10 protein-coding genes are annotated in these 10,466 nt (G+C 62.2%); 5 read left to right on the top strand and 5 right to left on the bottom strand.

Going from position 1 to position 10,466, the window contains the following annotated elements:
- Positions 1-1,002: imidazolonepropionase (gene hutI / locus B3T77_RS14735; protein WP_292080580.1), on the top strand; the 1,002-nt coding region annotated here is incomplete at its 5' end.
- Here hutI and B3T77_RS14730 read toward each other — a convergent pair.
- Both B3T77_RS14730 and B3T77_RS14725 read right to left on the bottom strand, forming a co-directional pair.
- Positions 999-1,376, bottom strand: a complete 378-nt coding sequence (locus B3T77_RS14730) for a response regulator (RefSeq protein WP_292080579.1) — start codon at positions 1,374-1,376, stop codon at positions 999-1,001. The genes hutI and B3T77_RS14730 overlap by 4 nt on opposite strands.
- Positions 1,373-2,881 (bottom strand): sensor histidine kinase, encoded by a 1,509-nt coding sequence (locus tag B3T77_RS14725; protein WP_292080578.1) that lies wholly within the window; start codon positions 2,879-2,881, stop codon positions 1,373-1,375. The genes B3T77_RS14730 and B3T77_RS14725 overlap by 4 nt, the downstream gene beginning before the upstream one ends.
- Positions 2,882-3,000: 119 nt before the next feature.
- Here B3T77_RS14725 and B3T77_RS14720 point away from each other — a divergent pair, with 119 nt between their 5' ends.
- Positions 3,001-4,521 carry a carboxylesterase/lipase family protein gene (locus B3T77_RS14720; RefSeq protein ID WP_292080576.1) on the top strand — a complete coding sequence of 507 codons (1,521 nt, stop codon included), beginning with the start codon at positions 3,001-3,003 and terminating at the stop codon, positions 4,519-4,521.
- A 9-nt stretch (positions 4,522-4,530) separates the two neighbouring features.
- Here B3T77_RS14720 and gor read toward each other — a convergent pair whose 3' ends face one another.
- The 3 genes from gor to B3T77_RS14710 all read right to left on the bottom strand — a co-directional run bounded on the left by gor (position 4,531) and on the right by B3T77_RS14710 (position 6,884).
- Positions 4,531-5,913, bottom strand: coding sequence for a glutathione-disulfide reductase (gene gor / locus B3T77_RS14715; RefSeq protein ID WP_292080575.1), 1,383 nt, complete (start codon positions 5,911-5,913; stop codon positions 4,531-4,533).
- A 284-nt stretch (positions 5,914-6,197) separates the two neighbouring features.
- A complete protein-coding gene (locus B3T77_RS16335) occupies positions 6,198-6,509 on the bottom strand; it encodes an excalibur calcium-binding domain-containing protein (protein ID WP_349681222.1) in 312 nt (103 codons plus the stop codon).
- Positions 6,510-6,575: 66 nt separating this feature from the next.
- Positions 6,576-6,884 carry a hypothetical protein gene (locus B3T77_RS14710; protein WP_165113659.1) on the bottom strand — a complete coding sequence of 103 codons (309 nt, stop codon included), beginning with the start codon at positions 6,882-6,884 and terminating at the stop codon, positions 6,576-6,578.
- A gap of 143 nt (positions 6,885-7,027) precedes the next feature.
- Between B3T77_RS14710 and B3T77_RS14705 the strand changes: the two genes are divergently transcribed.
- Genes B3T77_RS14705 through B3T77_RS14695 form a run of 3 tightly spaced genes read left to right on the top strand, consistent with a single transcriptional unit; the run spans position 7,028 to position 10,346 of the window.
- Positions 7,028-8,581, top strand: a complete 1,554-nt coding sequence (locus B3T77_RS14705) for a recombinase family protein (protein ID WP_292080574.1) — start codon at positions 7,028-7,030, stop codon at positions 8,579-8,581.
- Positions 8,578-9,456 carry a plasmid partitioning protein RepB C-terminal domain-containing protein gene (locus tag B3T77_RS14700; RefSeq protein ID WP_039248036.1) on the top strand — a complete coding sequence of 293 codons (879 nt, stop codon included), beginning with the start codon at positions 8,578-8,580 and terminating at the stop codon, positions 9,454-9,456. The genes B3T77_RS14705 and B3T77_RS14700 overlap by 4 nt, the downstream gene beginning before the upstream one ends.
- Positions 9,456-10,346, top strand: a complete 891-nt coding sequence (locus tag B3T77_RS14695; protein ID WP_292080572.1) for a plasmid partitioning protein RepB C-terminal domain-containing protein — start codon at positions 9,456-9,458, stop codon at positions 10,344-10,346. The genes B3T77_RS14700 and B3T77_RS14695 overlap by 1 nt, the downstream gene beginning before the upstream one ends.
- Positions 10,347-10,466: the final 120 nt, after the last annotated feature.

Genomic DNA, 10,466 nt, shown 5'->3' with positions numbered 1-10,466 from the left:
TGCCACACCCATCTGGTGTTCGGCGGCGACCGTTCGGCCGAGTTCGAACAGCGGCTGGGCGGCGCGACCTATGAGGAGATTGCGCGTGCGGGCGGCGGCATCGTCTCGTCCGTGAAGGCCACGCGCGCCGCGTCGGAGGATGACCTGTTCGCTTCCGCCATGACGCGTCTGGCGGGGCTGAAGGCGACGGGTGTCACCACCGTCGAGATCAAGTCAGGCTATGGTCTGGACCTTGAGACCGAGTTGAAGATGCTGCGTGTCGCGCGCAGGATCGGGCGCGAGGGCGGGGTGCGTGTCCGTACCAGCTATCTCGGTCTGCATGCCGTGCCGCCCGAATATGGCGACGACCGGGCCGCGTATGTCGATCTGGCCATCGACCACATCCTGCCTGCCGCCCATGCCGAGGGCCTGGTCGATGCGGTCGACGCCTATTGCGAGCCCATCGCCTTCTCCACTGCAGAAGTGTCGCGTCTTTTCGACAAGGCGCGCGCGCTGGGGCTGCCGGTCAAGCTGCATGCCGACCAGTTGTCGGACGGAGGAGGAGCGGCCCTGGCGGCGCGCCATCAGGCTCTGTCCGCCGATCACATCGAACATACGACCGAGGAAGGCGTCGCCGCCATGGCCGCCGCGGGCGTGGTCGCCGTCCTGTTGCCGGGCGCCTATTTGATGCTGCGCGAGACCAAGGCCCCGCCCGTCGATCTCCTGCGCCGCCACGGCGTGCGTATGGCCGTCGCCACCGACTGCAATCCGGGCACCTCGCCCGTCGCTTCGATGACCACTGTGCTCAATCTGGTTTGCGTCCAGTTCCGTCTGACGCCGGAAGAAGCCTTGGCCGGCGCAACGCGGGAGGCGGCGAGGGCGCTGGACCTGCTGGACGAAATCGGCACTGTGGAACTGGGCAAGGCTGCCGACCTCGCCGTCTGGGACATCTCGCGGCCAGCCGAGCTTTGCTATTGGGTCGGCAAGCCGCTTCTTTATAACAGCACTGAAGCAGGTTTCTAAACGCCGGCGACACCCATGGCCTTCATCAGGGCGTCGCGGATGGCGGCTTCAGTGAAGGGCTTCTGGATCGTGGGCTGGCCGCGCCATTCGTCGGGCAGTCCGCCTTCGCCGTAGCCGGTCGAAAAGACGAACGGCACGCCGCGTTCCTTCAATGCCTCCGCGACGGGAAAGACCTGACGGCCGGCGACGTTCACGTCCAGCAATGCGGCGTCGAGATTTTCCGTGTCCCGGGCCAGTCTTTGACCGTCGTCCACATTGGAGGCCGGACCGATCGGGACGCATTCCATGTCTTCCAGAATCGTTTCCAGAAGCATGGCGACGAGCGACTCGTCCTCGACCACAAGGACACGGCGACCGGTCAGAGGTTGAGTCATTGTGCGGCCGTCCTGTCCAATGGAACCGTCAGTTCCGCGATCAATCCATCGGGGGCGTAGACCAGATCGATCTCGCCCGCCAGATCATGTCGAATGTTTCGTTCTATCAAACGGCTACCAAAGCCTCTTCTGTCCGGAACCGTAACTTTGGGGCCGCCGATTTCGCGCCAGCTCAGCTTCAGTTTGCGGTCGCGCTGATCCGCCAGACCCCAGTCGATGAGGATGCGACCGTCCGGCGTATGAAGGGCGCCGTATTTCGCAGCATTCGTCGCAAGCTCATGGAAGATCATGCCCAGAGACAGAACAACGGCGGGCTCCAGCGACACCGGCGGTCCATTCAGGCTGATGCGGGTCGGCCCGTAGGCTTCAGTCTCGTGTTCCAGAATGGCGCGCAGGTCGGCGCCCTCCCAGTGGCTTTGCGTCAACAGATTGTGGGTGTGCGAAAGCGCCATGATGCGGGACTGAAAGGTCTCGGCGAAGCTGGACGGATCGGTGTTGGAGCGGGCCGTCTGGATGGCGATGGATTGGACCGTGGCGAGTGTGTTCTTCACGCGGTGATTCAGCTCGTCGATCATCAACTTCTGGCGCTGGGCAGCCAGCACGTTTTCGGTGATGTCGTGGCCCTGCACGAAGATGCCCACGACCGCGCCCGCGTCGTCCCGGATCGGCTGATAGATGAAGTTGAGATAGACGGTTTCGAGCAGCCCGTCGGGCTTGCGCTGCAGCTGGGCCGCGCTCTCGCGGCCTTCATAGGGTTCGCCTGTGGCGAAGACACTGTCGAGAAACTCGTAGAAGCCCTGGCCTTCCAGTTCTGGCAGGGCCTGCCTGACGGGCTTTCCAGCGATGTCCCTATGGCCGATCAGCTGACTGTAGGCGTCGTTATGCATCTGGAACCGGTGATCCGGCCCGGACAGGATGGCGACGAAGCCAGGGGCCTGCATGAACATTTCAACGAGGCGATTGCGCTCGGTCTCCAGGCGACGATTGTCCTCCTGCACCGATTGGGCGCGACGCAGGACCGAGCCGCCCACGATTGCGTCCAGCGCGGTTGTCGGCTCATCCGGGCGGATGACGGGCGCCAAATCCGTCACATCCGTGGTGTGCTGAAGCAGCATGACCACTTCGCCGTCGGCGTTCAGGATGGGCGTATGGGTGGCGCTCCAAAGGCGCTCTTCGAAAATCTCGCTGCCGTCCGGCTGGGCTCGGGGCATTGAAAAGCGCACGACCGCCAGGTGATCGCGTTGTCGGGTGTCGCGCGCCTTTTCCAGTGAAGCACGGACTTGGCGGACGTTCTCTGGGGCGTCCGAGCCAGGACCCGAGTCAAACGCGGCAAAAAGAGGTTGGCCCAACACTTCGCTGCGTTTGGCGCCCGTCACATCCATATAGGCCTGGTTGACCTCGGCGATCCGAAGGTCAGGCGTAAGCAGCACATAGGGATTGGGCGAGGCCTCGAAAGCCGCACCCAGATTAACGGTCGGATCGCCAGATTTTGCCGCTTCGTTCAACGCTTACCCCGCACAGCTTGGCGATAACGCGCCATATTGAAATCGGTTCTCTCGTCGAGTGTCGTGAACTGTGATTGCAAGATTGTTGGCGCGCCGCCGTAATTTGCTAATCAGCGCGCATGACAATCGCCGGCGTTTTCGCCACCCTCTCGCTCATGATGGCGCCCGCAGCCGACCAGCCCACCGTCCGCATTTCGCAGGGCGTCCTGAACGGACGTGCGGATGCCGATGTGGCGGCGTTCAAAAACATTCCCTATGCCGCGCCACCGACGGCCGAACGGCGTTGGCGACCGCCCGGTCCCGCGCCGACCTGGCAGGGCCAGCGCGACGCCTCGGCCTATGGTCCGCTGTGCATCCAGGCGCCGCCGAACGGCGACCCCGGCGTCGGTCCCTTGCCGATGAGCGAGGACTGTCTGAACCTGAACGTCTGGCGGCCGATCAGCGCGGCGCAACCTGCCCCGGTCATGGTCTGGATTCACGGCGGCGGCCTGGTGAACGGGTCGGGAACCGCGCCGCTGTATGATGGAACGAACCTGGCCAAGCGCGGCATGGTCGTGGTGACGCTGAACTATCGATTGGGGCGGTTGGGCTTCTTCGATCATCCGGCGCTGGCGGCCGAGCGACCGGCGGGCGAGGCGGCGGGGAATTACGGCCTGATGGACGTAACGGCGGCGCTGAAATGGGTGCGCGCCAATATCGCGGCTTTTGGCGGCGACCCCAAGAACGTGACCATCTTCGGCGAATCGGCGGGCGGGGCGATCGTCACGCGGCTGATGATCTCGCCGCCGGCGCGCGGTCTGTTCGATCGGGCGATCGTTCAGTCCGGACTGGGGCGGGAGTTGCAGACGCCGCTGGACCGCAAGGGCGCCTATGGCGCGCCCTCAGCGCGGGAGCGCGGCGAGGTCTGGGCCTATGGCGCGGGACTGCGAACGGCGGCGGATCTGCGGGCTGCGCCGGCCGATCTGTTTCTGACGCCGCCTCCGGTCTTCGCCAACGGCGACCTGACGCTGATCGACGGGCGGGTCGTGCCGTCCACCGTCGAGGCGGCGTTCAAGGCGGGGCGGCAGGCCCCGGTGCCCTTCATCATCGGCAGCAACAGCGCCGAGTTCTGGTGGATGCGGCCCAAGGATCGCAACGGCTATGGTCAGATCGATGACGACATGACCTGGCTCGAGCGCGCCGACGCCGTCCAGGCCTATGGCGGGCTGGAGGCGTTCGACAAGCTGGCGATCACGGATCTGGTGTTCTCCGAGCCGGCCCGGATGCTGGCGCGGCTGCATGCCAAGGCGGGCCATCCGGCCTGGCTCTATCGGTTCGATATCTCGTCGCCGCAGAATCCGGAGCCGCATGGCGGCGCGACCCATGCGATCGAGCGGCCCTATGTGTTCGGCACGTTGAACACCCTGCCGTATCCGGTCGAGGATCGGGACCGAAAGGCGTCGGAGGCGATGATGAGCTATTGGACCGCCTTCGCACGCTCGGGCGATCCCAACGGAGTCGGGCGGCCGCGCTGGCCTACGGCGACCCGTGTGGACACCCGGCTGATGAACTTCGGCAATCGGGGACCGGCAGTGACGCCCGTGCCCTTCAGCGCCCGGCTGGACCTGCTCGAGCGGTTCCGCGAGCGGCCCCGGCCCTAGGAGCAAGCGTCAGCCGGCGGAGGTCGCGCCCGACTGCTTCTCCTTCAGCGTGACCAGCTCTTCCGCCATGGTCGGGTGGACGGCGCAGGTGGCGTCCCACTGCGCCTTGGTCAGGCCGGCCTTCACGGCGATCGCGGCCAGCTGGATCATCTCGGGGCTGTCGGGGCCTACGATGTGAACGCCGACCACGCGCTGGCTGTCGGCATCGACCACCAGCTTCATCAGCACCCGCTCATCCGAGCCGGTGAAGGCGTATTTCATGGGCCGGAACCGGGTGACGTAGACATCGACGCCGTTCGAGCAGGAGCGGCGGGCCTCCGCCTCGCTGAGGCCCACGACCCCGACCGGCGGCTGGCTGAAGACGGCGGTAGCCACGGCTTCGTAGTCGAAGTGCTGGGGATTGTCGCGATAGACGGTCTGATGGAAGGCGACGGCTTCGCGGATGGCCACGGGCGTTAGGTTCATCCGATCAGTGACGTCGCCGATGGCCCAGATGTTGTCCGCCGTCGTCCTCGAATGGGGATCGACCTTGATGGCGCCGGCCTCATTCAACTCGACGCCTGCGCTCTCCAGCCCCAGATCCTTGACGTAAGGGATGCGGCCGGTGGCGAACATAACGACGTCCGTCTCCAGCTTCATCCCGTTTTCGAGGTGGTTGACCAGGCCGGTGTCGGTCTTTTCGATCTTCTCGTGCTGGCATCCCAGAATGACCTTGATGCTGCGCTTTTCGATCTCTCCGGCCAGGTGTGCGCGCACATCGTCGTCGAAGCCGCGCAGGATGTTGGGGCCGCGATAGATCAGGGTCGTCTCCACGCCCAGCCCCGCGAAGATGCCGGCGAACTCCACCGCGATATAGCCGCCGCCTGCGATCAGGATGCGCTTGGGCAATTCCGGAAGGTGGAAGGCTTCTTCGGAAGTGATCGCGTGCTCGATACCCGGCAGTTCTTCCGGCTTCCAGGGGCGGCCGCCCGTGGCGATCAGGATTTTCTCGGCGGTGATGGTGCGATCCTTGCCGACAATCTCGACCGTGTGGGCGTCTTTCAGGATCGCCCGCCCGTGGACCAGTTCGACCCCGGCCTTGCCCAGATTGGCGGCATAGATGCCGGACAGGCGCGCGATCTCCACGTCCTTGGCTTCAAGGAAGGTGGGCCAGTCGAACCTGGCGTCAGCGAACGACCAGCCGTAACCCTCGGCGATCTCGAGCGCGTGGCTGACCTCGGAGGCCATGACCATGAACTTCTTGGGCACGCAGCCGCGAATGACGCAGGTGCCGCCGACACGATATTCCTCGGCGACCGCGACCTTATTGCCGTCCAGCGCCGTCAGCCGCGCCGCCCGCACCCCGCCCGAACCGGCGCCGATGACGAAAAGGTCGTAGTCGTAGTCGGCCATAGGTCGGATTCCGTTCAGCGGCAGGCATCGGCATTTAAGCCACGCCGCGCGAAATCCAAGAGGCTGTTGGGAAGCTAGGGAAAGACGATGGTGGGTGATGTAGGGTTCGAACCTACGACCCGCTGATTAAGAGACGCTGTAAGTACATTGAAATGAAAGAAGAAAGTCTCCAAACAGGATCAAGCTGATACGAGCAAATTCAATGGGTTACAGCGGGTTTTCCAAATGGAATTCGCGTTGCTGCCGGTTTGATAACTCATTGAAACCATTCAGTTTGGTCATGCTCATTCGCAGCCGACGCCGTCACCATCTCGATCTAACTGCCGTCCATAACCGGGATCGCCCCTACGCACGGGAGCCGCACCTGCCGCACGGGCCGCAGTGCAGTTCGCAAACGCGCCGCTAGACGGGGGCGACGACCTCAAGCCCCGTGGACGAGAGGGCGACGAAGAGCCTCCGCCCGCACGATGGCAGTGGTAACCGCCTCGCTTGCGATCGTTGTGGCACCCCTCTGCGTTCAGTCCGCCGGAATGCGCGGCTACAGCTATCGGTACCGCCGAGGCCGCAATGACGACCAACGCAATAATGAACTTCATGTCGGTGCCCCGTGCCAGGGCTTCATAGCTCGCAACTTTTGCGCGCGTCCAGCTCGCGTGGTTTGGTCACCGGCTAGGAAAGGCTTCGTCGAGACTATCGATTGCCATTTGAAGCGAAGCTTTAAGGCGCATCAGCGCCACGGCAGGTAGGAGCTGATCTCGTCGCGAAGCTCGTAGCACCGCTGATAATACGGCGTCTGAGTGCTGGATCAGGCGCACCAGATTTTCGCCGCTGGGCCCGTTACGGCCATCAAACCAGTTTCGCACAGCACGTTCATTTGCATTGGTGATGAGGCCGACCGCCTTGCGCGCAGAGGGACTCTCGCCCCATTCCTCGCGAAGTGCTCCAGCAATCATCTGCGGGAAGGCCTGCATCGACGCCTCCTGATGGAGAAGTTTTCCGATTTTGGGCTGAAGTTTTCAGACCATCTTTTGAAACGACATCCGGTCGGACTGCCGTTACGGCTCGATTCTCACCGCCATTCGGACGGTTGTAACTGGCGTGCATTATGGACCCAATGGGCGTTCAGCACGAGATGGGGGCCGCGACATCAGTGCGGGCGGCTCAGTACGTCCGTATGTCGACGGAGCACCAAAAATACTCAACCGAAAACCAGTCTGAGGCGATCGCGGCCTACGCGGCTCGACGTGGGTTTGATGTCGTTCGGACCTACACAGACGCGGGAAAGAGCGGACTGAGGCTTGATGGGCGAGCGGCTTTACAGGAGCTGATCGCCGACGTTCGCAACGGCGCTCCGGGATTTGAGGCTATCCTCGTTTATGATGTCAGCCGTTGGGGTCGTTTCCAGGATGCTGACGAGAGCGCTTATTACGAGTTCATCTGCCGTGAGGCTGGGCTGTCGGTGCATTACTGTGCTGAGCAGTTTGAGAACGACGGGAGCCTAAGCGCGACAATCATCAAGAGCATGAAGCGCGCGATGGCGGGGGAGTATAGTCGCGAGCTCTCGGCCAAGGTCTTTGCTGGTCAGTGTCGCCTCATCACGCTGGGTTTTCGGCAAGGTGGTGCGGCTGGATATGGTCTGCGTCGGCAACTGGTTGATGAGCACTTGTCGCCGAAAGGTCTGCTTGAGCGAGGCGAGCAAAAGAGCATTCAAACCGATCGTGTGGTGCTCACCCCCGGGCCGCCCGAGGAAGTCGAAGTCGTTCGACGTCTCTATCGGATGTTCGTCGTTCAGCGTCGCTCAGAAAGCGAAATTGCTACGGTGCTGAACGGGGAGGGCCGGCTTACGGATTTGGGACGTCCCTGGACCCGCGGCACGGTCCACCAGGTTCTTACGAACGAAAAGTACATCGGCAACAATGTGTACAATCGCTCTTCCTTCAAGTTGAAGGCAAAGCGCGTTGTGAACGATCCAGACAACTGGGTACGTCGCGACGGTGCGTTCGAAGGGATCGTTGAGCCGGACTTTTTCGAGGCTGCACAGCGCATCATCCAGGCCAGGTGCGTGCGATACAGTGACGAAGAGCTGCTGGCTCGGTTGTCTGACCTGCTGGCGAAAAAGGGATGGCTATCGGGACTCGTGATCGACGAAGTCGATGACATGCCGTCAAGCTCGGCATTTCGCCACCGGTTCGGGAGCCTCGTCCGCGCTTACCAACTGATCGGCTATTCGCCATCTCGCGACTATCGCTACATCGAAATCAATCAGGCGCTTAGAGCGATCCATCCGGATGTCATCGCGCAGGTCATTGATGGGATCACACGGGGCGGGGCCGTTGTCGCAGAAGACCCGTCAAATGGACTGCTCACCATCAATGACGAGTTCACCGCATCGGTGGTGATCGTCCGCTGCCTCGAAACGCCGGCGGGCGGACTGCGGTGGAAAGTCCGGCTGGATCAGGGGCTACGCCCCGACATAACCATTGCAGTGCGAATGGAGGTCGGGAACGCTGAAATCCGCGACTACTACTTGCTGCCCTGGTTCGAATGTGGCGCGGATCCAAGCATGAAGTTGGCGCCAGACAATGGCGTGCTGCTGGACTCGTTTCGCTTCGACACACTCGACGCGTTCTTCGATCTCACGCAGCGGGTGGAGGTCTATGCAGCATGACCGACGTCGCTGAAATTCGTCTCATCCCGGTCAATGACATCACGGTGCTGAACCCCCGCGCCCGAAACAAGAGAGTGTTTCAGGAGCTGGTGACCAGCATCGAGCATCTCGGGCTCAAAAGGCCGATCACCGTCAGTCAGCGGCCCGGTCGATCGCGCTACGATCTTGTCTGCGGTCAAGGGCGGCTAGAGGCGTTCATCGCGCTTGGCCAAGAGCAGATCCCGGCCGTGTTGATCGATGCCGCCGAGGAAGACTGTTTTGTGATGAGCTTGGTCGAAAACCTCGCTCGTCGACAGCACACACCGCTCGAGCTGGTCCGAGCCATCGGATCGCTTCGAGAGCGTGGGTACAGCCACAGCGAAATCGCTGCGAAGGTTGACTACAGTACGGAATATGTTGGGGCGATCTGCCATCTTTTGGAGAACGGCGAAGAAAAACTGATCTCAGCGGTCGAGCGCGGCGTGATCCCTCACACTGTCGCTATGGAAATCGCGCATTCCAAGGAAGGGGAGGTGCAGCGTGCTCTGGCTCAGGCCTTCGAAGAAAAGGCTATTCCGGGCAATCAGGTTTTGGCCATTCGCCACATTATCGAGCAACGCAGCACAAGCGGCAAAGGGATCCACAATCGCAATCGTGGCGTCCGCAACCAAAAACCGATCACGGCCGACACGCTTGTTCGGTCGCTACAACGCGAGACGGAACGTCGCGAGACCTTTGTCAGACGGGCCTCTCTGACGCGCACGCGTCTCGTGTTTGTCGTCAACGCACTGAAGCATCTGCTTGCCGATGATCATTTCGCTGCGCTTATGCGCGCTGAAGGGATCACCAATCTTCCGTCCGCGCTCGCGGCGCGCGTCGGTTTGGAGCATCCGTGATGGCCTCCGTCAAAATCGCCTTCCAGGAACGCGTTCGATCTATCTCTTTCGATCGCATTCTGCCCTCCAAGATGCTGTCGGCGGCGGTCACCGAAAGCGCCAAGTACAAGCGCATCGCCGCATCGATCTTAGAAGTGGGTTTGGTCGAGCCGCTGATCCTCGCCGAAGCCCGGTCAGGCGATGCCTTCACTCTTCTCGACGGCCACGTGCGATTGGCCGTGTTGAAGGAGCAGGGCGCAGTGGAAGCGCGATGCATCGTCGCTAAGGACGATGAGGCCTTTACCTACAACAAGCGCGTCAATCGGCTTCAACCGATTCAAGAGCACTACATGATTGTTCGCGCCATTGAGCGAGGGGTATCCGAAGCCAAACTCGCGCGGGCGCTCAATGTCGATGTCGGCTCAATTCGCGCCAGACGTCACATGCTCAACGGGATTCATGACGACGTCGCTGAGCTGCTCAAGGACAAGCCCGTCGGCATCAATGCCTTTCAGAAGCTGCGCAAGATGAAAGCTATGCGTCAGCTCGAAGTTGCGGAGCTGATGATCTCGGCAAACAACTACAGCGCCATATATGCGAGGGCGCTTCTGGTCACGACCAAACCCGCCGATCTCGTGAAGCCCGAAGCGAAGGCGATACGCGGCGTCAGCCCGGAACAGATCGAGCGGCTTGAGCGGGAGCTCGCTGCGGTGTCTGAAGACTTTCACGAGTTGGAGACAGCGTTTGGCGACGACACGCTGCTGCTGGTCATCGCGGCAGGCTTTTTGGAGCGCTTGCTCACCAAAAGGTCGATCGAAACCTTTCTCGCAAACTCGCATCGCGAGATGCTGGAGACCTTCCGATCCGTTGTCGCAGCAACCTCGTTAGACCCTCCCGCCCAAGCGGCTTGAGCACGCCTAAGGGGACCGGGACCCTTCAAGCGCCGGGACCACCGGAGAAGCCGTCGGCGGAGGCGGATCAAGGGTGGTGGCGGGGATGACGGCGATCCCGTTTGACGTGACCCCCTGAAA

The sequence above is a fragment of the Brevundimonas sp. UBA7838 genome (assembly GCF_002500885.1).
Lineage (GTDB): Bacteria > Pseudomonadota > Alphaproteobacteria > Caulobacterales > Caulobacteraceae > Brevundimonas > Brevundimonas vesicularis_C.
Note: the sequence above shows the minus strand (reverse complement) of the source record. Positions and strands in the feature narration are given on the sequence as shown.